Raw genomic sequence first — 24,810 nt, 5'->3', positions numbered from 1 at the left:
CCTATTGACGATACGGGCCGATACGCAGCTCTTTTTCGAAGGCGTCCCCTACATCGCAATAGGAACGCTTTGCCCTGGAAGTCTTGACCAATTCAAAATAGTACAGCGGATGGCCCATCTCGGAAGATGCATTATGGCGCAGCGCATAATGCTTGAATTTGACCGGGGCTGCATCGGCGAAACTTGTTCCTAATTCGCGGTCGGCAACAATGAGGCTAACGCTGCCGTTAGCCGGTACCAGCCTGAAGTCATGCAAAGTACAGTCGGCGCCGCCACCTACGTTTACCGTCAATGCCTCCTGTTGGCCATCAAATAGACTGACCAGCTGCCAGTCTTCAGCGCCGTTACTCGTTTGTTTCGGTTTCAGATACAGCGTCAGCACGTCGAAACCATGGGCATTGAAATTCTCGCGGCGGCCCAAAACGGCAAGCCCTTCCGCCCCGGCGCCTGCGAAATTGACTTGATTGACGCCGTAGTGCAGATGAATGACTTTTGCATCAGTCGCCCAGGCCGAACCGAAACAACAAAACAAAACCGGGAAAGCAATACGTTTCACATAATTCATCATAGCTTGCCGTCACATCCCCAGCCGCTTCAGCAACTCCGCATTCATGCCGCGCGTGTGCCTGTTCCAGTATTGCATAGTCTTTTCCAGCTCCGGCCGCAGGCTGTCCGCCAGCGCCTGTTCGCCCGCTGAGCGCGCCCAGATAATGTATTCAGCCCGTACGGCAAAACTGTTAAACCGCTCCAGCGCTTCGGCAAATGCGGCCTTGGCGTCTGCTATCCGGCCCGCAGCACCTAGTGCTTGCGCGCGCAGGATCGCGGTTTCTTCAGCACGGAAATTTGGATCGGCGCGGCGGATAAAGTCCAGGTGCGCCACGGCGGCATCGACACGGCCGCATGCCAGATTGGCCCGTGCCGCACCGCGCCGCACTTCCAGGTCCGCACCGAACACGCCATTCAGGCATGACTCAAACGTCCCGGCCGCCTCTTGCGCGTTGCCTGCGTCGAGCTGCGCATACGCCAGGCGCATCTGGTTTTGTGCGGTCGGCGTCAATTCAAATGCAGCCTGTGCTTCGCGCAGTTCGCGGCCCGGGTCCAAGGTGCGCGCCGCTGCCGCCACGGCTTTGCGCGCCCCATGCTCGAGCCGGGAATTCGGCAAATAAATCGCGAAGAAGTAGACGATGCTGCCTAGCATCGGGAAAGAGAAAAGGATCAGCAGCCAGTACAGTTGCTGGTGCGTCCGTACCACGTGCACGGCGAACAGCAGTGCAATGAGGATGTGAATTCCAAGACCAAAGATAGGCATGATAATGCTGGTGAATGAAAAGCCAGCATTATCGCGCCTGAAGGGGGCTGAAAAGTACGCGCATTGTCACATTGCACGCGGCGAAAACTCATGCGGCCAAGCGCCGCAAGGTTTGAACGCTCTGCGCAATCCAGCTGTAGCCGCTGACCAGCACAATGCCTGCCAAGACCAGCAGCGCGCCGATAATGAAGTTCGGCTCGATGTGCTCGCCCAGCAGATAGCCGCCTAAACCGATGGCAAACAGCGGCGTCAGGAATGAAAACACGCCGAGGCGGGACGCCAGGTAGCGCCGCAGCATGGCGAACCATGCGAGATAGCTGGCAAACGACGCCACCACGGACTGGAACGCCAGGCTGCCGATGGCCAGCGGCGTGGCCGTGAACGTCAACTGGCCTAGGGCGAACGCGGCAGGCAGCAGCAGTACAGGTGCGGCCACCAGCTGGTAGAGCAGCGTTTCCGTGGCGGGCGCGGATGACAGCTTGGAGCAGCGGATCACCACCGTGGTGGCGCCCCACGCCGCACCGGCCGCCACGCACAGCAAATCGCCCGCCAGCATGCCGGCCATGTCGCGGGCCGGACCCTGGCGGCCGATGAATGTGATGCCGATGCCGAAAAAGGCCAGCGCGATGCCCGCCCACTGGCCTGGCGCCAGGCGTTCCGACGGCAACTTCCAGTGCAGCCCCAGCGCTGCAAAGATCGGACCCGTATACAGCAGCACGACGGTGTGGCCGGCCGTCGTGTGGCGCAGCGCTTCACCAATCAGCAGGTATTCCAGCGCAAACAGGAGGCCCGCCAGCATGCCGGGCCGCAGTCCGCCTGGCGTGAATTTTTCGCGCCGCCACCACATCAAGGCCGCCACCAGCACGGCCGCAGTACCGGAGCGCAGTGAAATCTGCAGCAGCGGCGACACATCCTGCGCCGTGGCTTTCAGCGCGACCTGCTGCAAGCTCCAGGTCAGGCACAGCAGCGCCATCATGCCGATAGCCTGCCCATCCAGTGTTTTGCGCGTTTCCACGGCGAATCCTTCATCAATAAACTAAGTTCCATTATGCGCCTGGCTGCTTTGCTTGATATAGTTTAAAACCGACAGTCCATAGCGCCAGCCCGCCAACCATGACCAATACGCCCCGGCACGTACGGATGCCGCCCTTCACGGACACCTTGCCCGCGCCGATATTTTTCCGCGCCGTGCAGCTGCCTGCGGACACGATCTACCCGTGGCACTGCCATCAATGGGGTGAATTCGTGTATTCGTTCAGCGGCGTGATGGAAGTAAAATTGGCAAACAGCCATTACCTGGCGCCGCCGCAATATGGCATCTGGCTGCCTGCGCGGGTCGAGCACATTGGCCAGAACCGGCTGGCGGCGGAACACAGTTCGCTGTATATCGCGGAAGAATTGTGCGGCGCGCTGCCCGCGGCCACGTGTGCACTGGCCGTCAGCCCGCTGGTGCGCGCGATCCTTGAACATTTGCGCCAGCACCCGCCTGGCAACCCCCGCAGCGACAGCGATGAACGTTTATTAAGAGTGCTGGTCGATCAGCTGGCCACGGCGCGCAGCGTCGGCAGCTATCTGCCGATGTCGGACGACCCCTTGCTGTCCATCGTACTGGGCATGCTGGAAGCCGACCCGTCGGACAACCGTTCCGTAGCGGAACTGGCGCGGGCGGCCAATACGACGGAACGCACGCTGATGCGGCGCTGCCAGCGCGAACTGGGCATGACGCTGGCGGACTGGCGCCAGCGGCTGCGCGTGGTGCGCGCCATGACCTTGCTGGAAGCGGGGCAAACCGTGGAAGCCGTGGCGCTGGACCTGGGCTATGCCAGCGCATCGGCTTTTATTGCCATGTTCCGCCGCCTGACCAACGAAACTCCGGACGAATACCGCAAGCGCGCCGGTTCGATAGGAAAACAACATGCACATCCTTGACGCGGCCGGCACGGCTGCCGCCTTGCCTTATTCACTGCTGGTGCCTGCCGTGAAGCAGGCTGCAATCGACTTGTCGCGCGGCGCCATCACGGCGCCGGAGCGCAAAGTCGTCACCATCGATGCCGACAGTGTGTTGCTGTGCATGCCCGCCGTGGCGGCCGATATCAGCGTGACCAAGCTCATTACCGTGCATGGCAACAATGCGCGGCACGGGCTGCCCGCGATCCAGGGCGAAGTCATTGTGTTTGATACGGCAACGGGGCGCCGCCTCGCGCTGCTGGATGGGCCCACCGTGACGGCGCGCCGCACCGCCGCCATGACGTTATTGGGCATCGAGACACTGGCGCCGCAGCGGCCCGCATCGGTCCTGTTGATCGGCACGGGCGCGCAGGCAGCGGCGCACGCGCAAGCGCTGATCGAGCATTTCAACGTGCGCGAATTCCACGTGGCGGGCAGTTCGCTCGCGCGTGCGCAAGCCTTTGCTGATGCGCTGCGCGGGCGGCATCCCGGCGTTGCCGCGTGCGCGTATGCGGCGCCGGAGCAGGCGCCGCAGACCGCGATCGTCATTGCGCTGACAACGTCCACCGTCCCCGTGATTCCGGAACGGCTGCCGGAAAACACGCTGGCTATCGGCGTGGGCGCATTCAAACGCAATATGGCGGAATTCCCGCCGGCGCTATTGCATGCGCGCGAAATCGTCGTCGATGACGCCGGCGGGGCGCGGCATGAAGCAGGGGACTTGATACAGGCCGGTGTGGACTGGGCGGGCGTGCGGGCGCTGGGCGACATCCTGGCCGGAAACGTGTCGCGGCCTGCGCGGACGCCGGTATTCAAGACTGTCGGCCAGGCCGCATGGGATTTGGCTGCTGCCCGCGTATCTTCAAAATTTCATGGTGTTTTAAGTTGATTCGCCATACAAAGTCTGTGCACCTAGTCCAAATGGACTACGAAATTTCGTTGAGTGAATGCTAAGATATTTAACATTCCTCAACTCATCAGCTGCCGCCCATGAATGCCGCCATCGACACCCCGGAAGTGCTCAAAGACTGGTTCCACCGCAGCGGCGTCCACGACCCTTTACACACGTGCATCGGCCCGCTGCCGAATTCCCGCGCATCGATTGTGCGCTGGACCAGCGACCAGCCCGACACGATGATCCAGACCGTCAGTCCGCACCTGAACGATTACCGCATTGCCATCATGATGGAGCCGGTCGATGCGCGCATCTGGCAGCACGGGCGGCCTGTGTGGGGCGGCGTCATTGCCGCGGAACGGTTCCGGATCTGTCCGCCCAGCGCTGCGAACCAGTGGAGCCGCTTGAGCAGTTGCGACATCGTGAATTTGTTCGTGCCCGTGTCGCTGGTTGACAGTCTCAGCGGCCTGCGTGAAACGTCGGTGCCGCTGGCGCTGGGCGCCGGCCAGTTCACGTCCGACCACTATGTGATGGAAACCGTGCGGCGCATGCTCAATGCGAACCTGATGGCAGGGCCATTGCAGGCGCAATACTGCGATGGCTTGATGGTGGCGCTGCTGACGTATTTGCTGGAACATTACAGCCAGCCGCTGGAAGCCGCGCAAGCCAGCACGCTGGGCGGCGCGCGTTTGCGGCGTGTGCTGGCGTATATGGAACAGCATCTGCCTGACGCCATCACGAATCAGCAACTGGCGGACTTGTGCCTGATGAGTTCCGCGCATTTTTCGCGCGAATTCCATGCCGCGCTGGGCTTGCCGCCGCACCGCTACCTGATGAACATGCGCCTGGAAAAAGCCCGCGAGATGGTGGAAGCCGGCGGCCATGCGATGGCCGACATTGCCGATACGTGCGGCTTCCACGACGCCAGCCATTTGTCCCGCACCTTTGCCCGCCACTACGGCATGCCGCCTGCACGCTTCCGCCAGCAGCGTGGCGTCTGACCGACAAGTAATGGCTTGCAAATATAAAGCCAGCAGTTTTGTACAAAAACAGCATTCCGTTCCGTGACCTGAAGTCACGGAACAACCACACTCCGGACAGTGTATTTCATCAACCTGTCATCAATACGGAGTTTGCATGTTTGAGATTCGTCCTATCGTTCGTGCTGTCGCGCTGCTGTGCGCCGGTGTGGCGCCGCTGTGCGCCGAGGCGCAGCAACAGCCACCGGGCGATGCGCCCGTGCGTGTGGAAATCACCGGTTCCCGCATCAAGCGCGTGGCCGCCGAAACCGCGTCGGCAGTGCAAGTGATCAGCGCGGAAGAGATTGCCCGTTCCGGCGCCAACACCGTCACCGATGTGCTGCGCAACGTCCCGGCCGGGAATTCCGGCGCCTACACGACGGAAGGCACGCCATCGCAGTCATTCGGCTCGGCCGGTATTTCGCTGCGCGGCCTGGGCGCGGGCGCGACGCTGACGCTGATTAACGGCCGCCGCGTGGCGCCGTTTGGCTTTGGCTCCGCCTCGTTTGTCGATACCAATGCGATTCCCGTTGAAGCCATCGAGCGCATTGAAGTGCTGCTGGACGGCGCCTCGGCGATTTACGGCGCCGATGCCATCGGCGGTGTGATCAACATCATCTTGCGCAAGAATTTCGAAGGCTTGCAGGCCAAGCTCAATGGCGGCACGTCCACGTATCACGACGGGAATACCGGCGGAGTTAGCCTCACGTATGGCCAGGGCCGGGTGGAAGACGATGGCTATAACTGGCTGGTGAGCCTGTCGCACCGTGACACCAGGCCGGTACTGGTCAATTCCCGTCCCCGCACCAAGGATGCGGACTTCCGCCGTTTCGGCTTGCCGGACCGCCGTTCGCCGTATTCCAGCAATGCGTACACGGCCAGCGGCATTTATGGCGGTACCTTCCTTGGCATCGTTGGCGATTGCCCGGCGCTGAATGACCCCGCGTCGCCTGCGCTCAATGGCCGCTGCATCAACGACAACACGAGGTCCGTGACCTTGCAATCGAAAGCGCAGCGCGACAACGTGTACAGCGCGCTGACGTATGCGCTGAGCGGCGGATGGGAAATGTTTGGCGACGCGTCGCTGAGCCGCAGCCGCCAGGGTTCGACCATGTACAGCTATGGCACCAACGCCTATGGCCTGTACACCAATGACTTGCTCGACAAGAACGGGCTGTGGGGCAACGCACCGGGTACGACGATCAGCTACCTGCCGCTGCCGGCAACGCACCCGCAAAACCGCTGGGGCCAGACCGTGGCGGTACGCTACCTGTTCAACGACGTGCCGACCACGATTGCCAGCGAAAGCCGCAACATGCGCTATACACTGGGCGCGCGCGGCGCCGTGGGCAAATGGGACGTGGAAGGCGCCGCCATGTATTCGCGCTCGCTGACGGATACGCGCTATCGCGGCTATCTGCAAGACAGTGTGCTGATCAACGATGTGCTGGATGCGAACGGCATGGTGCGCAATTCCTTCACGCTGCGCAATCCCAGCGCCAATGATCCGGCGCTGCTGGCACGGCTGTATCCGATGTTGAACAACCACGCGGACACGAACACCAGCAGCGTCGACTTGCACGCGAACCGCGAACTGTTCGCATTGCCGGGCGGTCCGCTCAGCATTTCGCTGGGGACGGAATTCCGCCGCGAAGCGTTTGACGCGAATCCCGATACGCGCTTTACCGATGGCTCGATCCAGTTGATCGGCATGACGGGGTCCAATGGTTCGCGTACCGTGTCGGCGTTTTATGGCGAGCTGTCGGCGCCGGTGCTGAAGTCGGTGGAGCTGAGCCTGGCGGCGCGCACCGACCGCTACAGCGATTTCGGTTCCGCCTTCACACCGAAGGCCGGCGTGAAATGGAGCCCGATGCCGCAATTTGCGCTGCGTGGCACGTATGCGGAAGGCTTCCGCGCACCATCGCTGCCGGAACTTCATTCGGGTAACACGAATGGCTATACCAAAGTGCAGGACTTGAAACTGTGCCCGGTATTCGATACGGCCAATGACAATTGCGAACGCTATGTCGCTTACACGACGGGCGCCAACCCTGACATCAAGGCTGAGAAATCCAAGAGCTTCACGGTGGGCTTCGTGGTGGAGCCGATTCCGCGCTGGTCGCTGTCGGTGGACGCGTACGACATCAAGCGCCGCAATGAACTGTCGACCATCAGCGCCAGCTACCTGCTGGAAAACGAAGCGAAATTTGCCGACCGCATCGAGCGTAACCGCGTCAGCGGCAAGCTGGATCATTTGAGCCTGATTACCGCCAACCTGTCGTCCACCAAGACGCGCGGCCTCGACGTCGATGCGCGCGGCGTGGCGCCGCTGGGCAATTGGGGCAAGCTGACCTTGACGGCCAGCTACAACCGCACGCAGAGCTACCTGAGCGCCAGCACGCCGGAAGATCCGCTGACGGAATACGCGGGTTATTACGGCGTACCGAAAAACCGTGGCCGCCTGGGTGTCGCGTGGGACCGCGGTCCGTGGGACGCCAGCGTCAACTGGAATTATGTGGGCGGCTATTCGATGAAGTCGTCGCCGGACGCCACGTGCTCGTTCCAGGCCGCCACGCCGTGGTATTGCGACATCCACGCTGCACTGACGGCCGATGCGTACGTCAGCTATAAGGGCTTCCGCAACCTGGAGCTGTCGTTCTCGGTGCAAAACATCGCCAACAAGGAAGCGCCGTTCGACGCCAGCCAGATCGCTTACCTGCAAGGCTATTCGCCGTCGTACCACAGCCAGCTGGGCCGCTATTATCAACTGACCGCGAGCTATAAATTCAAATGATTCCGTTGCGACGATTATTTGCGGGAGCGGGTGCCGTGCTGCTGTCGGCGTGCAGCACGGTGCCGCCGATCGACCATAACAATGACGCGCTGCGCCTGGAGTGCCACTGGGACTTGAAGTACCCATCCGTGGCGCCGGCTGACGCCAGTGTCGGGCAGTTGCGCGAAGTGGCCACGCGCCGCCTCGCGGCCTTGCAGCTGACGGCCGCGTGGACGCTGGAGCAGGAGGGGGTGACGGCGGAAGCGTTCACAGACAGCCCTGAAGACCGGGCGCGCCTGCAGCGTTTGCTCAGCGTGGTCTTGCCGGGGCTGGAGCGTTATCCCGCCGGGTTCTTTGCCAACGTGCGGTTGAAAAACATCGTGCTGGTGAAGGAGCTGGCAGTCGGCGGCCAGCGCCGCCTGGCCATGCCGATGGCGGAAACCGACGGCGTGGCCTATGCGGACAATGGCGCCAAGGTCTTGTGCCCGGCCGGCATGGAAATGCGTGTGCACCACGAGTTCTATCACTTCATCGACCACCGGGAATACAACGATTACTACCATGCCGATCCCACGTGGCTGGCCATGAATCCTGAAGGGCTGCAATACGGGAAAGGCGGTTCGACTTTCTATGGCAAGAATTTGCAAGACCTGGGCCATGTGAAGGATGGGCTGGTCAGCATGTATTCCGGCTATGGGCAGGAAGAAGATAAGGCGGAAACCTTCGGGTGGATGATGACGCCGGACTATGCCGCGCGGCTGGATTTGTATGCGCTGGCGGATGCGCGGCTGGCGGCGAAGGTGAAGTATATGCGGGAGCAATTGCTCAAGTATAGCCGGCCGCCAGTGTAGTGGTAGGCCGATTCAAACGATTGCGATAAGGCGTGAGAAATTGGATCGGCCTGATGAGGGACTTTGATAGTTGGCTGGCGAGCGTAATCCATGAAAAACGGAAAGAGAATTTCAGTGGTTTTTTTGGGCCTGTCATTTTGTGCGCTTTCGTTCACCTGCCAAGGTGCCAGCGACTGTTCTTCGAAGGCGCTGTACGAAAAGGGTAATAGCCTGCTTACACGTGACCAGTTGCTGAGAAGTCAGCATCAGTTAAAAGGAAGTGAATCAAGCTTCCAGCAGGAATTGCGCAATCAAGACAGGGAAAATCAACGTGTGTTAGACGAAATCGTAAGTCAATGCGGATGGCCTGATAACGATGCATTTTTCAATTCCTTGTTGGAAGCCGCTGTTCTTATTGTTTTACATGCACCGCATAACTATCAGGAAAAGCATTACGCAAATATGAGGAAGTCTTATATGGACGGGAAGATTCCCAAAAATATCTACGTGCTTTTCGAAAACAGGTTTAATTATACGAAAGATAGCTTTGCAGAATAGCGACGGTTGGCGTCCGGGGTTTCGTACGTAACTGGTGTACAAGGTCTTCAAGCATGGCCTTATACTGGCAGGTGACAGGAAAAGGAGCCGCCATGACCATGCCACGCCAGCCAGTTGTGCTGCCTCCCGGTGGAGGCAGAAGCTATCCGATGGGCCGCATATCCGCGCTGTTTAAAGCCGACGGCGACGAATCGGCCAACCAGTATTCGATTTCTGAATGGTGGCTGGAGGGCCGCAGCACCGGCCCCGGTCCCCATTCGCATCCCGAAGACGACGTGTTTTATGTGCTGGAAGGGACCATGAGTTTCCTGGTCGGCGACCGGTGGGTCGATGCCCCGGCCGGTTCATTTGTGCTGGTGCCGGGCGGCGTCACCCATGATTTTGAAAACCGCACGGCAAATCGCTGCGGCGTGCTGAATTTCTCCACGCCGGGCGGATTTGAGCCAGCCATGCCAGGCATCAGCGACTGGTTCCAAGAACATCCGCCCGGTGTGCCGCCAGCCTGCACTTAAACGCCTTGCGGGCCGGACTGCTGGCGGGCTCAATGGCCGGCGTGGTTGCCTGACGACGGCTTGCGCACCGTCAGCTCGACATCCTGTCCATGCTGCCCATGTTCCGGCACGATCAGCGCCTTGCCCGCATCCGCGCTGCGCGCCGGCGCCGGCAATTCTCCCGTCCACTCGTAAGCCAGCGTCCCCTTAGGGTGCTGGTACCAGCCCGGATCCGAATAATCGCCGCGCTTCTGGTCCTTGCGCACCTTCATGACGGTAAACATGCCGCCCATTTCCACGCCGCCAAACGGGCCTTCGCCCGTCATCATCGGCAACGTATTTTCCGGCAGCGGCATGTCCATGCCGCCCATCGAACCTCCTTTGTCGCCCATGACCATATAGCCCGGCACGATCTTGTTGATCTTTTCCGCAATGCCGCCATGGTCCACGCCGATCAGGTTAGGCACGTTATGGCCCATCGCATTCATCGTGTGGTGCGACTTGTGGCAGTGGAATGCCCAGTCGCCTGGCTCATTGGCGACAAACTCGATGGCGCGCATCTGGCCTACAGCGACGTCGGTTGTGACTTCCGGCCAGCGCGCCGACGGCGGCACCCAGCCGCCATCCGTACCTGCTACAACGAATTCATGGCCGTGAATGTGGATCGGGTGGTTCGTCATCGTCAGGTTGCCGACGCGAATGCGCACCCTGTCGTTCTGGCGCACATTCAGCGATTCAATGCCGGGGAAGACGCGGCTGTTGAACGTCCACAGGTTAAAGTCCAGCATCGTGTTGGTCTTCGGCGTATAGCTGCCCGGTTCGATGTCATACGCGTTCAGCAAGAACACGAAGTCGCGGTCCACGGCGTGCAGCGACGGGTCTTTCGGGTGCGTGACCCAGAAGCCCATCATGCCCATGGCCATTTGCGTCATTTCATCCGCATGCGGGTGGTACATGAAGGTGCCGGGCCTGCGCGCCACGAATTCATACACAAACGTCTTGCCGGGTGCGATACCAGGCTGCGTCAAACCCGTGACGCCATCCATGCCATTGGGCAGGCGCTGGCCGTGCCAGTGCATGCTCGTGTGTTCCGGCAGTTTATTCGTGACGAAGATGCGGACACGGTCGCCTTCCACCACTTCTATCGTGGGGCCGGGCGATTGGCCGTTATAGCCCCACAGGTTGGCCTTCATGCCGGGCGCCAGTTCGCGCACCACGGGTTCGGCCACCAGGTGGAATTCCTTGACGCCGTTATGCATGCGCCAGGGCAGCGACCATCCGTTCAGCGTCACCACGGGGCTGTATGGGCGGCCATTGGGCGGCGGTGGCGGCACGTGCGTTTCGGCGCTGTTCATCGTGGGCGCTTCCGGCAGCGTGGCAGCGCCGGCTTTGCTGACGGCGGCTGCGGCAACTGCCGTGGCGCCTGTATTGAAAAGGAAATGGCGGCGTGTGGTCATGGCTGGGCTCCCGCGCCGTGTTGCGCGGCCTGTAGTTGGGTATCGGCGATCCAGAAATCGCGCTGGGCTTCAATGGATTCGTTGACGCTGTTGCGCTGTTCGCGCGCATCAGCCAGCAATTCAAAGACGGAAGCGAGCATGCCGTTATAGCGCAGCAGAACTTCGTCGGAAATCTTTTTACGCTGCGGCACCACGTGGTCGCGGTAGTGGCGCGCGATGTCGTAAGCAGTCCGGTAGCTGGAATAGGCAACCCGGACATCCGACCGCGCCTTGACCGCTGCATCCGCCGTGCGGTGCACGGCCTGCAGGTATAGCGCTTCGGCACGGGCGACGTTGGCGCCGCCCCAGTCAAACAGCGGCAATTCCAGCGACACTTCGTAACCGTTTTGGCGCGGCATGCCGGTTGTGCTCTTGCTGGCGTAGCCCACGTCGAACACATTAATAAAACGCGTGGCTTTTGTCAGCCCCAGGTTGGCGGCAACGCTTTCCGCTTCGCGCCGCGCAGCCAGCACGTCGAGGCGGTGTTCCAGCGCATCGCGTTCAGCGTGCTGCGGTTCCTGTGCCGCTGCCGGCAAGTCCGGCAAGCGCTCCGGCAATTGCAAGCCTTCGCTGTGCTCCAGGCCCAGCAAACGGGCCAGCTGTTCGCGCGCAGCCAGCGCATCGTGGGCCGTGCGCGCCTGCCGCGTGATGGCGTCATCATAGAACGCCCGTTCGCGGGCCTGGTCCAGGCGGCTCCAGTTGCCGCTCTTGCGCATGCGGTCGGCCAGCAGGGCGCCTGCTTCGGCGGCTTGCCGCACTTGTTCCGCGAAGGCGGCGCTTTGCGCCGCCGCCACGGCCGTGTACCACGCGCGGCGCGTTTCAAAGACCAGCTGCACGGCTTGTCCCGCCGCTGCAAACTGCGCGCGTTCAAGCTGGCGGCGTGCGATGCCGCTGCGCACGGGCATCGTCAGCAATCCAGCGATATCGAACGTGACGCTGCGGTCGATCTCCGATTCGCCGCCGCCCCGCACGCGGCCAAAAGAAAAGCCGGGATTGCGCAGGCGGCCGGCTTGCGCGGTTTCCGCTGCCGTCATGCCCAATTCTGCCAGCGATGCCTTTAACGACGGGCTGTTGAGCAAGGCAATGCGCGCCGCGGAGTCCGGCGTCAATGGCTGCGCCAGCAGCGACTGGATTTCGCTGTGCGCGGTATCGTCCGGCGCCGCCATCGATAGCGGGGCGGGTTGGCCGATGCGTTCTGCCGCCAGCGCGGCAGCATTGCCGGCGCCGCCGTCGGCCGGCACGGACGCGCAGCCGGCCAGCGCCGCCGCGATGGCCGCCGCGATGGCGGTACGGGTGATGGGATGTAATGCCATGTCAGTGGTCCTTGTGCTCGTGCTGCTGGGGCTGCGGAGCGGCCGGTTTGGCTTCCTTGCCGTGGTCCCTGTGTGCGGAGGAAGACTCAGCGTGGTTCATGGTTCCTTGCTGCGCCTGGCCATGTTTCATCATGCCGTGCTCCATCTTGCCGGGGCCCGCAGGGCCACCGGCCTGGGTTTCATGTCCCATGGCGCCGTGATGCATATGGTCCACGGCGTGGCCCGATGCAGCCACGTCGCGGTTGGCTTGCCGCCAAGCCTGGTCTGGCGACTGCGTGGTTTCCGGCGTACTTTGGTAGCCGGCAAAGGCGGAACGGTAGGTGGGCGCTGGCGATTGTGCGTATGCGGCCAGCGGCACACCGGCTGCTGCAAACAGCAGGGCGTACAACGATTTCATGTGATGTTCCTTGTGACGTGCCGGAGTCCGGCGGGCGCGGCATGACGCCGCGGCGGCCATTGAAAACGATTCACGCAGCCCTGGGCGGGCGTTCCAGTCCTGCAGGGAAAACTGTGGCGATTGCCGGCTCAGGCGCCAGCGCAGTGCGGGCCGCGCGGGGAAAAGGCGCGGGCATCACGAAAGCATGGGGCGGCGCGGTGGCCGCCGTGCAGCAACTGGCGCACGTGCTGCATTTGCCATGGAATTTCACATCCTGTTTGCTGTCCATCGCAGACGGCTCGTGGCAGTTGTGTGCCGCCGCCGGCGCCAGGGTGGCGCACGTGGCCAACACTGCCGCGCCGCTTTGCACGGGCAGGGCAGCCATCAGTATCCACAGCAGGCAGCGCACGAAGAATCGCATCGGGTCGGAAAGGGGTATGGTTCAGGGCGACACTATAAACCTTGCCATGGGGGGAAGGTCAAGCGGCGCATCCGGACAGCCCTTGCGCCTGCCCGCAGGTATTTGCCATATAGAAAATATTATTGCAAATTTACTAGTTTATTCTGCGCAATTGTGATACCTTTACTGACAAGAAGTCACAGTGGGAGGAATCGGATGACAGGCGGTAACTCTGCCATGCAGAGAAGAACAAATACGCACATGGCGGCCATCGTGGAACACGGCGTCATGCTGAACGATACGATGGGCAGGCAATTGGCTATCTCTTATATGCGCAGTTTCGATGTGCCGGAAACTGTGATCGAGCGGGTATTGGGCCAGGGCCGGCGCCGCATTGTGCTGAACTGACAGGCGCTGCGCGGCCTGCTGTGCGGCGCGCCGATACGATCTGCTGCACAATAAAGTCATGCGGATCGCCACCTTCAATATCAACGGTATCAATGCGCGTTTGAGCGCATTGCTGCAATGGCTGGAAGAGACGCGTCCCGACGTCGCCTGCCTGCAAGAACTCAAAGCTCCCCAGGAAAAATTCCCCGCCGCCGCCATCGAGGCGGCCGGTTATCACGCGCTGTGGCATGGCCAGAAAAGCTGGAATGGCGTGGCGATCTTGTCGCGCGGCGAACCGCCCCATGAAATCGGCCGCGCGCTGGCGGGTGAAGACGACGATGTGCAAAGCCGCTACCTGGAAGCCCTGGTCGATGGCATCGTGATTGCGTGCCTGTATCTGCCCAACGGGAATCCCGCTCCGGGCCCCAAATTCGATTACAAATTGCGCTGGTTCGAACGGCTGATTGCGCGCGGCGCGGAACTCATGGCGACGGGCGCCCCGGTCGTCATGGCGGGCGACTATAACGTGATGCCGACGGAACTCGATGTCTACAAGCCGGAACGGTGGCTCGATGATGCGCTGTTCCGGCCGGAGAGCCGCGCCGCGTTCCACCGTTTGATGGAGCAGGGCTGGACTGATGCGCTGCGCGCTACCCATCCGGGCGAACGGATTTACACGTTCTGGGATTATTTCCGCAATGCGTTTGGGCGCGACGCGGGGATCCGTATCGACCATTTGCTGCTCAGCCCCGCGTTGGCGCGCAGGCTGAAAGCAGCGGGCGTGGACCGGGACGTGCGGGCGCGGGATAAGCCGTCCGACCATGCGCCGGTGTGGATCGAGCTGGCCTAAGCTGGCCTACGCAGGACGCCCCCGCGCGCCGCCACGCCATGCCCGCCTGGCAAGCTGCCCGTCAGGTATCCGGCGGCGGGCGCCGGTTTTTACCGATGATGGCAATCAGGATCAAGCCATAGGCGGCCAGCCGGATCACGTAATACTGGGGCTCATCGGGCGCGTCAACCGGGCGCAGGGCGGCCAGCAGGCGCTGGCTGCCTTCCAGTACAAAGGCCAGCGCGAAGTACAGGAAAAAGCGGTCGCGCGTCTGGCGCCAGTAGCGCAGGAAAAACAGCGCGATAACGCCGGCCGCCATGACGATGGCGCCGGCCAGGATGGCGTTGATGGGCATCAGTCATCCTCCCAAATCAGCCCATACAGCAGCGGCAGCAGCGCCAGCAGCGCGGAGGCCAGGCGCCACGTGGTCAAATCCATTTCCGGTTCGGGAAACACGATGCGGTCCAGGATCAGCAGGATATTGTTGACGACGAGGCCGGAAAAACACAGCCCGCTCCATAGCAGCAGCCGGTGGCGCGTGCGCCGGTAGCTGCGCAGCAGCAGCCACGCGCATGCGAAGGCGGTGGCGGCGCACAGCAAATAAATCACAGTGGCCATGATTATTTGTCCTTTCGCCACACGAAGGCGTCCGCAAACAGTTGCGCCTTCTTGTTGGTTTTTGAGTGAATGAGGGTGCTGACTTCGACCAGGTTGCGCGCATAGACGCGCGCCAGCTGGTCCAGCATGCCAGCCAGCCGGGGTTCGGCCGGCGCATAGCGGCAACTGCCGGCCATGCCCGGCGCCGGCGCCGCGACGCCCGCCTTGTGCAACTGTTCGAGCAGCGCGTCGCAGTCCGGTATCGGCAGATATAGCCGCTGCGCCAGGCCATGGCTGTTCCACGCCTGGCTGGGATTTTCCCGCATCAGCAGCAGCGCTTCCAGGTAGGGAATCGAAGGAATCCGCAGCATAATGAAGCGGCGGATGTCATCGGGAATTGCATGTGGGGCCATGGCGGCAAATCAAAGAAATTTCTTGCCATCATGGTCCCACGAAAAGCGACAACAGGTGTGTACGATTGGAAATGCGTTCAGGACACCAGCGCCAGCATGTCCACCACGTCCAGTCCCGCCAGGTCTTGCTCCGTGTTGCCAACGAAGGCGGCGCGGCTGGGCCGGACATCTTTCAGCCACGTGCGCACGGCAGCCTTGATGGCGTCCTGCGTGCAATGGAGCACGCCATGGCGGAAGTTGCGCCGCACATCCATCGTGATGCCGCGCCGGTGCAAGGTCCACGCCGCCAGCACCGCATCGTACGGCGAATCCGGGCGGTCCAGTCCCCGCACGACGCAAATAATGGCTTCCTCGATTTGCTCTTGCGTGAAATCCGTGGCCAGCACTTTGTCGATGGCGGCATGGAAGTCCGCATAGGTGCCGGCCAGGCGCGGGTCGCGGTACGACATCATGGAAAACACGCCGGCATTGCCCGCATAGCCGGCTGATCCGCCATAGGCGCCGCCTTGCTCCCTCAGCGCCTGGTGCAAGACCTGGTGCGTCAACAGTTCCGCAGCCACGGCCAGCGGCGCGGCATCGGCATGCGCCTGGCGTGGGGCCGGCCATGCAATGCTGCAGTGGTTGACCTGGCCGGGCGCAAACAGCGCCGCATTGGCCGGCGGCTGCGCGGGAACGGCAGTTGGAATGGATGGTGCGGCTGCCTGCGCCGTGGCGGCCGGTAGGCGGATGGCCGCTGCCAGCGCGTTGGCGTCATCGCCCGCACCGGCGCACAGCACCGAGGCGGGGCCGGCTACGATACGGTCGTGCAGTGCCGACAGGCGCAGCGCAATGGCCGCCACGCCTTCCGGCGTATGCGCCATGCGCTGCAATTGCGCCATGAAGGGCAGCACCGACGTGCCGCTGGCCACGTCTTCAATATGGCGCAGCGCCGACAGCGGCGCGGCAGCCGTCAGGGCCGCATAGCGGTTGCCCGACTGCGCGAGGCCATTGATACGGTTGCGCACCATGCGTTCGACGAGGAATGCAATGCGCTCATGTTCGTCAAACCGGGGGCTGGCAATGTGGGCCGCCAGCACGTCGCCCAGGTTCTGGTGTTCTTCGCGCAAGCCGCTGGCGGCAAAGCTGACGTCGAGCAGCATGCTGCCGTTTTCGCGCATGATGGCGTCGAAGTTCACGCCAAACGTGGCGGCCATGCGCTGGCGCCACGCACCGGCTTGTTCGTAATTCATGCCGGCCACGCCCAGGTCGCGGCGCAAGTCCGTGTACAGCTGCAGCCATGGCCAATCTTCCGCCGGCATGTCCGACACGTCGTAATGCACGCGTGCATACGAAATGCCGTTGGATGCGATATCGAAGCGGTAGGCGCCATCGACGGCAGCGGGGATGTCGGGCAGGCGGCGCGGTTCCTTGCCCACGTCGGACGGCAGGATGCGGGGCAGCACGCTGTTATCGACGACGCGGCGCTGGTGCGCGTCGAGGGCGGCGGCATCATCGAGGATGCGGGTGCGCTCTTTTTCCGTCAGCGCTGCTTCGCGCGCGGCCAGTGCGGCTTCTTCCTGCGCCGCGCGCCCGGAAAAGTAGGCGGGATCAGGCACCACGGTGACTTCGAGGCGCGACGGCGAGGCCAGCATGTCTTTAACCAGGCCCTTGAAGAAAGCGGGATCTGCAATGTCCTGTTCCAATTGCGCCAGCACGCTGTCGCTGTCGAAGGCGGTCATCACGTCGCCGCCGCGCATGGCGACGGGCAGCGCGTGCAGCATGCGGCCCAGCACATTGGGCATGCGGCCGCTGGCCGTGTCGCGCTGGCTGTAGCGGATGTCGCGCAGGGCGGCCGCCAGCATATCGTGCGGCACGCCATGCTGCGCCGCATATTCCAGCGCATCCCACATGCGGGTGCGGGCGGCCGGCAACTGGTCTTCCGTCAAGCCTTCCATGCCGACGTGGAACAGCATCTGGCGCGCGCTCGGGTCATGGCCGTTGAGGCGCGACGGGCGGCCGAAGCCGGCCGATTCCATGGCTTTCTTCAGCGGTGCGGAAGCGTCGCCCAGCAGGCCGGCCGACAGCAGGTTTGCGTGGTAATGGACAAAGGCGTCGGCCGATTCGCCCATCAGCCACGTCAGCTGGAAGCCGTATTCATCGGGTTTGCCGGATTGCGACGGGATGCGGATCGCATGGTCGCGCGGCGCCACGAAGGGCTTGGCCAGCTGCGGCACGCGGCGCGGCGTGCCGCCGGGCAGGCGGGCCAGCACCTTGTCGGCAATGTGGCGCTGGATATCGCGCGGGTCGATCGGGCCGGCCGTCATGAACACGGCTTGCGACGGATGGTAATGGCTGGCGTGGAAATCCTTCAGCATCTGGTGCGTCAGGGCGGGGATGTCCAGCGGGTCGCCGCCGGAAATGACTTCATAGGTCGTATCCGGCAGCATGGCGGCGCCGATGCCGTTGTACAGCGCGCGCATCGGGTCGGCAAACGCGCCTTTCATTTCATTGAACACGACGCCCTGGTAGCCAAGCTTGCCTTCTTCCAGCGTGTGGCGCCAGCCTTCCTGCAGGAAATTCAGGTAATCGAGGTTGGGGAAAAACGCGGCGTCCAGGTATACATCCAGCAAGTTGAAGAAGTCGGTGCGGTCCGTGCTGGCGAACGGATACACGGTGCGGTCCGCATACGTCATGGCATTCATGAACGTTGCCGTGGAGCGGCGCAGCATGGAAAAGAACGGGTCGCGCACGGGGTAGCGGCCGGAGCCGCACAGCGCCAGGTGTTCCAGGATGTGGGCGCGGCCGTCGCTGGTGTCCGGGACCGTGGGGAAGCCGACAAGGAATGCCAGGTCGGGCTGGGTCGTCGCGACGTGGATATGGACGGCGCCGGAGGCGGGTTCCACGTATTCGTCGACGGTGGCCTGCATGGTGGGGATGGTGTGGCTGCGGAGGTGGTTAAACTGGATCATGGGCGGTCCCCGGTTGTCAGGCAGGACTCCAGTGTAAGCGGAATCCGTATTTCCATGCAGACTGTAGCGTTACGCCGACAAATCCATGGGAATTCAGCCCAGCCAGCCCACCAGCCAGGGCACCAGCTGTGGCGCCAGCAGAGCCGTCAAGACGCCATTCAAGCCCATGCCAAGTCCCGCGAAAGCGCCCATTTCCGCGCTGACCTGGAAGGCCCGGGCCGTGCCGATGCCGTGCGACGCCACGCCCAGTGCGAAGCCGCGCCACTCGGGTTGATGAATACGCAAGGCGTTGAAAATGGCGCGGCCTGCGACGGCGCCGAAGATGCCGGTCGTGATGACGAGGACGGCGGTCAGGGCGGGCAGGCCGCCCAGTTTGTCCGATACCGCCATGGCGATGGGCGACGTCGCGGATTTGGGTCCGATACTGGCGGCCAGTTGCCGGGTACCGCCCAGCGCCAGCACCAGGCCCACGGCGGAGATGATGGCTGTCACGCTGCCGGCCAGCAGCGCGCACGCCATGGGAATGAATGCCTTCCTGACGCGCGGCAGGGCGCGCGCCAGCGGGACGGCCAGCGCCACCGTGGCGGGGCCCAGCAGGAAATGCACGAACTGGGCGCCGGCAAAGTAATCGCGGTAGGGCATGCCGCTGATGGCCAGGACAGCGCAAATCAGGGCCACGGCGATGGCGACGGGGTTGGCCAGCGGCGAGAATTTGCAGCGCGTGTACAGGTGGTGGGCCAGCGCATAGGCGCACAGCGTCAAGGTCAGGCCCAATAGGGGCGTCGCGGCCAGGTAGACCCAGATGCGGTTGAATTCGGGCAGGGCGGCGTCATGCATCGGGGCCGTCCTTCGGGCCGGAAGCAACGGCGCGCATGACCAGCGCCGTGACGCCCAGCGTCAGAGCGGTACTGGCAATCACGGACACCACGATGGCCAGCCAGTGGCCGCGCAGCACGGAAGCCGACACCATGATGCCGACGCCGGCCGGCACGAACAGCAGCGACAAGTGGCGCAGCAATTCCGTTGCCGTAGCTTCCATCGCATCGAGCAGCCGGGGCGATGCCGCCAGCGCCGCCAGCAGCAACAGCATCCCGATCACAGGCCCCGGCACCGGCAGCCCAAACGCATAAGCCAGCCCTTCGCCCAGGCACTGGAACAGCAGCAAAATAGAAAAAGTCGTCAGCATAAACAGTGGGGTCAGACGTGCATTCGTGCATTCCAGCCGTGGGGTCAGACGTGCAATCGTGCAATTCTAGCGCTGTTGCGCCGGCGGCGCTGGCGGCCGGGCCGCCCAGGGCGGTTCGAAACGCATCAACCAGGGCCCTGCGCCGGACAGCCCGCGCCCAGCCCGTACGGGTAATGCGGCCTCCGGGGTGTAATTGACGCACGAATGCACGTCTGACCCCACGGGGAATATGCATGAATGCACGCCTGACCCCACGGCAGGCGTGTTACTTGCGCTGCGCTGATGGGCTGAATGCGAGTATGATCGCTAGCATGACGTGCGTCCCGGCAAATAGCGGAGAGCGACTAATAATGACTATCGGAACGACTAGTGGCTTGCAAGAAAATGGGCAGGGTTTTATTCGCGGTGTATTTGATGTGGAGCGCCTGATGGCGGCCGCCGCTGCCCAGCCGGTCCAGCGCGAGGCGCTGCTGGCGCTGATGGATAAAGTCTGCAGCGTCGCGGCGCGCGATTTGGAAGCGGCCTGGGTCGCGTGGCGGGAAGGGCAGCTATCCGAGTCGGCTGCGCGAATTCATTCGCTGCGCGGCACCATTGGCACCCTGGGCGCCACGGTCTTTTCGGATACGTCGCGTGTACTGGAAGCGGCCGTCAAGGACGGGCGAGCCACGCAGCCGCAGTTCGACCAGGCCAGGCAGCAATTGCTGGCTTCCGTCGATGCCGCGCTGGCGTGGCTGGCGCGCCAGCCGCGTGCGCAGGGCGCCGGCCACGCCGGGATTGCCCTGGATAGCAGCGCACTGCAAGAGTGGAAAACCCTGCTGGCCGAACGCAACATCGACGCAGTCGCCCAATACCAGCAAATGAAACCCGCGTTGGCGAAGCTGGGGCAAACCCGCGCCGCCGCCATTGATGTCGCGATGGCGCGGCTGGATTTCGCCGCTGTGCTGCATGTGCTGGGAGAACAGCCATGAGCGCGCAAGGCGGCGAAAGCACGATCCTCATCATCGACGACAACGCGGAAACCATCCAGCTGCTGGCCGCCATGGTGCGCGACCAGGGCAAAATCATCTTTGCCATGGACGGCGCCGCCGGCCTGGAAATGGCGCGCCGCCAGCGCCCGCAATTGATTTTGCTGGACGTGGAAATGCACCATATGGATGGCTTTGAAGTGTGCCGCCGCATTGCCGCCGACCCCGACTTGCCGCACAGCCCCGTGATCTTCGTGACCGCCCATGACAGCACCGAAAGCGAACTGGCCGGCCTGGCAGCCGGCGCCGTCGACTTCATCACGAAGCCGCTGATCGCTCCCGTGGTGCAGGCCCGCGTGCGTACCCACCTGCGCCTGCAGGCCGCGTTACAAAGCTTGCAGGGCCAGGCCAGCCGCGATGGCCTGACCGGCTTGTATAACCGCCGTTTCTTCGACGAGCGCATGGCGGAAGAATTCGCGCGCCACCAGCGCCAGCGCGATTTGATGGGCGTAGCGCTGATTGACGTCGACCACTTCAAGCTGTACAACGACCACTACGGCCACCAAATGGGTGACACGTGCCTGAAGGCCGTGGCGGAAGCCATCGGCAGCGGCACGCGGCGGCCTGCGGAAATTGTCGCGCGGTATGGCGGCGAAGAATTCGTCGTACTGCTGCCCAATTCCGACTGGGCTGCGCTGGAACATTACGGCGCGTGGATCTGCGGCCGGGTAGCGGCGCTGCAATTGCCGCACGCGGCATCGCTGACAGCGCCCCACGTCAGCATCAGCGCCGGCTTGAGCGCTATCCTGCCGGAACCGGGGAGTTCCATTGAAATGTTCCTGGGCCAGGCCGACCGCGCCCTTTACCTGGCCAAGCAGCAGGGCCGCAACTGCTACCGGGTCGCAGCTGAGGGGGCCGGCAGCCACGGGCCCTGACGGCGATGATGCGGCGCGACTGGAACCTCAACAGCCAGCCGCGTGCGCGGCAAATTTCAGCCATCCTTTTATGTGCGCTGCTGTATGCGGCGCTCGCCGCACTGGGCCAAATGCTGGCCATCGCAAAAGGCAATGCCGTACCGGTCTGGCTGCCTGCCGGCCTGGGCCTGGCGGCCGTGCTGCTGTGCGGCCGCCGCATGGCTTATGCGGTGCTGCTGGGCGCCTTGCTGGCCAACCTGCACATCGAGTCGCGCCATGGCGCATTGACGCTGGCCGGCGGCGCTGCCTGCGCCGCGATTGCCGTGGCCAATGTGGCGTCCGTGATGCTGGCCGCCGCTTGGATGGAGCGCATCTTTGCCGGCAGCTACCAGTTCCGGCGCCTGCGCCAGGTTTATTTGTACTGTGCGGCCGCCGCCGCGGCGTCGCTGCCCGTCGCGCTGGCAGGGGCGGCGGCCTTGCTCGCGCGAGGCGATATCGGTACGGCTGACTTGCCGTCCGTTGCGGCAGCCTGGTGGATGGGCGACGTGCTGGGATTGCTGGTGGTGGCGCCGCTGCTGCTGGCGTTTGCCTGCGATAGCCCCATCGCATTGGATCCGGCCGGCCGGGGACGCGAAGCCGTGCTGCATGCCACGGTGACGGCGCTGCTGCTGGCCGGGGCATTTGGCTTGCCATTGTCCGGGCAGGGTGCGCCGCCCATTGCCGCCTTCCTGCTGCTGCCTTGCGCCGGCTGGGCCGCCTGGCGTTTCGGCCAGCGCTGCAGCACGGCCATCGTCATGCTGATCACGCTGGCTGCCTGGCTGGCGTCCGCCGCCGGCGTCCCCGCGTTTGCCGTGGGGACGCAGCAGGGTACCGTGCTGGCGCTGGGGATATATATCGGACTGGCCGCCATCACCACGATGATGGCGGGCGCCGATGCGGAACGGCATGCGCGCGATGGCCGGCGCAGCAAGATCGAGTGGCCGCCGCTGCTGCCGCTGCGCGTACTGTATGCCGGGCTGGGCGTGACGGCTGTTTCGTGGCAGCTGGTGGCGGAATATACGGAGCAGCGCGCCGCCGACAATTTCCACCACATCGCCAACAATGTATGGCAGCGTGTCGAAGGCAGGCTGACGGATTATGAACGGCTGCTGAAAATCAGCGCCACGTATTTTGCCGCGTCGCACTCGGTCGAGCGCAGCGAATGGGCGCGTTTCGTGGCGGGCCTGGAAATCGAACAAAGCTTTCCTGGTTCCGCCAGTGTCGGCTATGTGGCCTGGCTCGACGACGACATGGTGGAACCGTACGAAAAAGCCATGCGGGCCGAAGATCCTGCGTTCCGCGTATGGCCGAAGCAAAGCGTGGACGGCCACTTCGCCATTGCGCAATACCTGGAACCGTTCAACGCCAGCAACCGGCGCGTATGGGGCTACAACGTGCTGTCTGAACCGGTGCGCCGTGCCGCGCTGATGGAAGCGGCGCGCAGCGGCCGCATCGCCGCCACTTCCCATGTGACACTGGTCAGCGAGCGCGAAGCCGCGCCGCCGCCCGGCTTTATCATGTATCACCCGGTCTACCGCGGCGGCGATCCGGGCACGGAAGCGCAGCGCATGCAAGACTTGATGGGCTTCATCCACAGCGCGTTCCGCATCCAGGATTTATTCGGCAGCATGGCGCTCGGTACGTTGCCGGAAGTGCGCCTCGATGTGTATGAAGACAGCGATGGGCCGCTGCTGTATCGCAGCAGTCCGCCGCAACAGCAGGACACGATGTTCGCGCGCCGCTATGTATTGGAAAAGTCCGTGCCCGTGGGCCAGACAGGCCGCCACTGGCGCGTGCAGGTGGCCTCGACGCCCGGCTATGAAGCGGGTATCGACCGTGAAAAAGCGCTGATCGTGCTGGTGCTGGGGGCGCTGGTCAGCATCCTCGTGTTTGAAATGGTGCGCTCGCTGTCGTCCACGCGGCTGGAAGCGCTGGCGCTGGCCGAACGCATGACGCACGAATTGCATGAAAAGAATGCCGTGCTGGAAAAATCGGAATGGGAAGCGCGCCAGGCTGCCGAAGAATTACTGGGGGCGAAGGAGCGCGCGGAGTCGGCCAGCCAGGCGAAAAGCGCTTTCGTGGCCAACATGAGCCACGAATTGCGCACGCCGATGAATGCGGTACTGGGCCTGTCCAATTTACTGGGCCGTACCGAGCTGACAGCGGAACAGCAGAATTACCTGGGTATGATTGCTGCGTCTGGCCGCACGCTGCTGACTGTGCTGAACGATATCCTGGACTTTTCCAAAGTCGAAGCGGGCCGCCTGGAATTGGCGGAAACCGACGTCAGTATCGATGACGTCGCGCATGCGGTCAGCGCCGTGATGGCGGTCGCCGTCGGCGACAAGCCGATCCGCATGGTGATTGATGTCGATCCGGGCGTGCCAGCTTGCGTGCGGCTCGATGCCATGCGGCTGGAACAAATCCTCATCAACTTGACGGGCAATGCGCTGAAGTTTACGCAGCAGGGCAAGGTTGCGCTGCGCATCGGCATGGCGCCGCGCGGCGGCGAACAGCCGGCGCTGCGCTTCGCGGTGTCGGATACGGGGCCGGGCATCACGCCGGAATTGCTGCCGCGCCTGTTTTCACCGTTCGTGCAGGCTGATTCATCGATGAGCCGGCGCCATGGCGGCACCGGACTGGGACTGGCCATTGCGCAGCGCCTCGCCAGGTTAATGGGCGGCGGCATTGCCGTCGACAGTACGCCAGGCACGGGCAGCACTTTTACCGTGACGGTGCCCTACGGCCTCGCTGCGGCATCGATGCCGCCCGTGCATCCGCCACCGGCCCTGTGCGGGCTGGCCGTGCTGTTGCTCGAAGATGATGACGAGACAGGGCAGGCGCTGGTCCATGCGGCGTCGCCATGGGGCTGGCGTTTTGGCCGCGCGTCCAGTGTGGACGAGGCGCTGCGGCTGCTCGACGGCACGGCCGGTGTGCGCTATGCAGGTTTCGTGGCAGGAGCGGCGTTCAGCCCTTCAAGCCTGCTGCCGCTGCTGCCGTTGCTGGCGCGCGCGTCCGGTCCGGCCCATGCGCCGTTTGCCGTGCGCATGGTGCTGGGCTTTGGCGCCATGGCGCAGCCGCTGCCGGGCGGGCTGGAGCACGCGGCCGTGCTGCACAGTCCTGCC

General features: G+C 63.3%; 25 protein-coding genes. 12 read left to right on the top strand and 13 right to left on the bottom strand.

Annotated features, from left to right (window positions below; translation table 11 throughout):
• Position 1: 1 nt before the first annotated feature.
• From GM668_RS28045 to GM668_RS28035, 3 genes are all read right to left on the bottom strand, one after another.
• Positions 2 to 568 (bottom strand): carbapenem self-resistance protein CarG family protein, encoded by a 567-nt coding sequence (locus tag GM668_RS28045; RefSeq protein WP_155442281.1) that lies wholly within the window; start codon positions 566 to 568, stop codon positions 2 to 4.
• A gap of 9 nt (positions 569 to 577) precedes the next feature.
• Entirely contained in the window at positions 578 to 1,309 is a 732-nt protein-coding gene (locus GM668_RS28040; RefSeq protein ID WP_155442280.1) for a tetratricopeptide repeat protein, read from the bottom strand.
• Between the two features lie 88 nt (positions 1,310 to 1,397).
• Positions 1,398 to 2,324, bottom strand: a complete 927-nt coding sequence (locus GM668_RS28035; protein WP_170305890.1) for a DMT family transporter — start codon at positions 2,322 to 2,324, stop codon at positions 1,398 to 1,400.
• Positions 2,325 to 2,422: 98 nt separating this feature from the next.
• On the opposite strand from GM668_RS28035, the gene GM668_RS28030 reads away from it, so the two are divergent.
• From GM668_RS28030 to GM668_RS28000, 7 genes are all read left to right on the top strand, one after another.
• Complete coding sequence (locus GM668_RS28030) at positions 2,423 to 3,238, top strand: AraC family transcriptional regulator (RefSeq protein WP_155442279.1); 816 nt, start codon at positions 2,423 to 2,425, stop codon at positions 3,236 to 3,238.
• On the top strand, positions 3,225 to 4,145 hold the full coding sequence (locus tag GM668_RS28025; protein WP_155442278.1) for a delta(1)-pyrroline-2-carboxylate reductase family protein: 921 nt from the start codon (positions 3,225 to 3,227) through the stop codon (positions 4,143 to 4,145). Before GM668_RS28030 ends, GM668_RS28025 begins: the two co-directional genes overlap by 14 nt.
• 101 nt (positions 4,146 to 4,246) lie before the next feature.
• Positions 4,247 to 5,152, top strand: a complete 906-nt coding sequence (locus tag GM668_RS28020; protein WP_155442277.1) for a helix-turn-helix domain-containing protein — start codon at positions 4,247 to 4,249, stop codon at positions 5,150 to 5,152.
• 136 nt (positions 5,153 to 5,288) lie between these two features.
• Positions 5,289 to 7,964, top strand: coding sequence for a TonB-dependent receptor plug domain-containing protein (locus tag GM668_RS28015; protein ID WP_155442276.1), 2,676 nt, complete (start codon positions 5,289 to 5,291; stop codon positions 7,962 to 7,964).
• A 5-nt stretch (positions 7,965 to 7,969) separates the two neighbouring features.
• The gene (locus tag GM668_RS28010; protein WP_229500021.1) at positions 7,970 to 8,794 is read left to right on the top strand and encodes a hypothetical protein; all 825 of its coding nucleotides are present in this window, start codon (positions 7,970 to 7,972) and stop codon (positions 8,792 to 8,794) included.
• Between the two features lie 90 nt (positions 8,795 to 8,884).
• Positions 8,885 to 9,331, top strand: a complete 447-nt coding sequence (locus GM668_RS28005) for a hypothetical protein (RefSeq protein WP_155442274.1) — start codon at positions 8,885 to 8,887, stop codon at positions 9,329 to 9,331.
• Between the two features lie 92 nt (positions 9,332 to 9,423).
• Positions 9,424 to 9,843 carry a cupin domain-containing protein gene (locus GM668_RS28000; RefSeq protein ID WP_155442273.1) on the top strand — a complete coding sequence of 140 codons (420 nt, stop codon included), beginning with the start codon at positions 9,424 to 9,426 and terminating at the stop codon, positions 9,841 to 9,843.
• Positions 9,844 to 9,872: 29 nt separating this feature from the next.
• Here GM668_RS28000 and GM668_RS27995 read toward each other — a convergent pair whose 3' ends face one another.
• From GM668_RS27995 to GM668_RS27980, 4 genes are all read right to left on the bottom strand, one after another.
• Positions 9,873 to 11,279, bottom strand: coding sequence for a multicopper oxidase family protein (locus GM668_RS27995; protein ID WP_155442272.1), 1,407 nt, complete (start codon positions 11,277 to 11,279; stop codon positions 9,873 to 9,875).
• Positions 11,276 to 12,631, bottom strand: coding sequence for a TolC family protein (locus GM668_RS27990; RefSeq protein WP_155442271.1), 1,356 nt, complete (start codon positions 12,629 to 12,631; stop codon positions 11,276 to 11,278). The genes GM668_RS27995 and GM668_RS27990 overlap by 4 nt, the downstream gene beginning before the upstream one ends.
• A gap of 1 nt (position 12,632) precedes the next feature.
• Complete coding sequence (locus GM668_RS27985; protein WP_155442270.1) at positions 12,633 to 13,028, bottom strand: hypothetical protein; 396 nt, start codon at positions 13,026 to 13,028, stop codon at positions 12,633 to 12,635.
• Between the two features lie 70 nt (positions 13,029 to 13,098).
• Positions 13,099 to 13,392, bottom strand: a complete 294-nt coding sequence (locus tag GM668_RS27980; RefSeq protein WP_155442269.1) for a hypothetical protein — start codon at positions 13,390 to 13,392, stop codon at positions 13,099 to 13,101.
• A gap of 252 nt (positions 13,393 to 13,644) precedes the next feature.
• Here GM668_RS27980 and GM668_RS27975 point away from each other — a divergent pair, with 252 nt between their 5' ends.
• Both GM668_RS27975 and xth read left to right on the top strand, forming a co-directional pair.
• Entirely contained in the window at positions 13,645 to 13,815 is a 171-nt protein-coding gene (locus GM668_RS27975; protein ID WP_155442268.1) for a hypothetical protein, read from the top strand.
• Between the two features lie 58 nt (positions 13,816 to 13,873).
• A complete protein-coding gene (gene xth, locus GM668_RS27970; protein WP_155442267.1) occupies positions 13,874 to 14,644 on the top strand; it encodes an exodeoxyribonuclease III in 771 nt (256 codons plus the stop codon).
• Positions 14,645 to 14,705: 61 nt separating this feature from the next.
• Here xth and GM668_RS27965 read toward each other — a convergent pair whose 3' ends face one another.
• From GM668_RS27965 to GM668_RS27940, 6 genes are all read right to left on the bottom strand, one after another.
• Positions 14,706 to 14,978, bottom strand: a complete 273-nt coding sequence (locus GM668_RS27965) for a DUF5985 family protein (protein WP_155442266.1) — start codon at positions 14,976 to 14,978, stop codon at positions 14,706 to 14,708.
• A complete protein-coding gene (locus GM668_RS27960; RefSeq protein ID WP_155442265.1) occupies positions 14,978 to 15,241 on the bottom strand; it encodes a DUF5985 family protein in 264 nt (87 codons plus the stop codon). The genes GM668_RS27965 and GM668_RS27960 overlap by 1 nt, the downstream gene beginning before the upstream one ends.
• Positions 15,242 to 15,243: 2 nt before the next feature.
• On the bottom strand, positions 15,244 to 15,633 hold the full coding sequence (locus GM668_RS27955; RefSeq protein WP_155442264.1) for a hypothetical protein: 390 nt from the start codon (positions 15,631 to 15,633) through the stop codon (positions 15,244 to 15,246).
• A 77-nt stretch (positions 15,634 to 15,710) separates the two neighbouring features.
• Positions 15,711 to 18,581 carry an insulinase family protein gene (locus tag GM668_RS27950; protein WP_155442263.1) on the bottom strand — a complete coding sequence of 957 codons (2,871 nt, stop codon included), beginning with the start codon at positions 18,579 to 18,581 and terminating at the stop codon, positions 15,711 to 15,713.
• A gap of 93 nt (positions 18,582 to 18,674) precedes the next feature.
• Positions 18,675 to 19,418 carry an LrgB family protein gene (locus GM668_RS27945; protein WP_155442262.1) on the bottom strand — a complete coding sequence of 248 codons (744 nt, stop codon included), beginning with the start codon at positions 19,416 to 19,418 and terminating at the stop codon, positions 18,675 to 18,677.
• Complete coding sequence (locus GM668_RS27940; RefSeq protein WP_155442261.1) at positions 19,411 to 19,767, bottom strand: CidA/LrgA family protein; 357 nt, start codon at positions 19,765 to 19,767, stop codon at positions 19,411 to 19,413. Before GM668_RS27940 ends, GM668_RS27945 begins: the two co-directional genes overlap by 8 nt.
• Before the next feature lie 350 nt (positions 19,768 to 20,117).
• Between GM668_RS27940 and GM668_RS27935 the strand changes: the two genes are divergently transcribed.
• From GM668_RS27935 to GM668_RS27925, 3 genes are all read left to right on the top strand, one after another.
• A complete protein-coding gene (locus GM668_RS27935) occupies positions 20,118 to 20,735 on the top strand; it encodes an Hpt domain-containing protein (RefSeq protein WP_170305889.1) in 618 nt (205 codons plus the stop codon).
• Positions 20,732 to 21,667, top strand: a complete 936-nt coding sequence (locus GM668_RS27930) for a GGDEF domain-containing response regulator (protein ID WP_155442259.1) — start codon at positions 20,732 to 20,734, stop codon at positions 21,665 to 21,667. The genes GM668_RS27935 and GM668_RS27930 overlap by 4 nt, the downstream gene beginning before the upstream one ends.
• 5 nt (positions 21,668 to 21,672) lie before the next feature.
• A partial coding sequence (locus tag GM668_RS27925; protein WP_155442258.1) for a CHASE domain-containing protein occupies positions 21,673 to 24,810 on the top strand: 3,138 nt, incomplete at its 3' end.

The organism is Pseudoduganella ginsengisoli (genome assembly GCF_009720865.1).
In the GTDB taxonomy this organism is placed as follows: domain Bacteria; phylum Pseudomonadota; class Gammaproteobacteria; order Burkholderiales; family Burkholderiaceae_D; genus Rugamonas; species Rugamonas ginsengisoli.
The sequence above is the reverse complement of the archived record's forward strand: the minus strand, read 5'-3'. Positions and strand labels throughout refer to the sequence as shown.